Raw genomic sequence first — 373 nt, forward strand, 5'->3', positions numbered from 1 at the left:
ACTTGCCGTTGGACTCCATGTCCAGCTGCTGGAGGTAGGCGGTGAACTTGGACAGGTAGTGCGAGTACGGCAGCACCGCGTGCGACTGGGCGTCGTGGAAGTTGCCGTACCAGATGCCCAGCAGGCCCAGCAGCAGCGGCGCGTTGGCCTCGGCGGGCGCGGTGCGGAAGTGCTCGTCCATCAGGTGGAAGCCGTCGAGCATCTCCCGGAACCGGTTCGGGCCGATCGCGATCATCAGGGACAGGCCGATCGCGGAGTCGTAGGAGTACCGGCCGCCGACCCAGTCCCAGAACTCGAACATGTTGTCCGTGTCGATGCCGAAGTCGGCGACCTTCCCGGCGTTCGTCGACAGCGCCACGAAGTGCTTCGCCAC

1 pseudogene is annotated in these 373 nt (G+C 65.7%); it reads right to left on the reverse strand.

The window, feature by feature from the left end:
- Window positions 1-373: pseudogene (locus tag IH25_RS0136935) on the reverse strand (glucose-6-phosphate isomerase); the annotation flags it as partial.

The sequence above is a fragment of the Streptomyces achromogenes subsp. achromogenes genome, assembly GCF_000720835.1.
Lineage (GTDB): Bacteria > Actinomycetota > Actinomycetes > Streptomycetales > Streptomycetaceae > Streptomyces > Streptomyces achromogenes.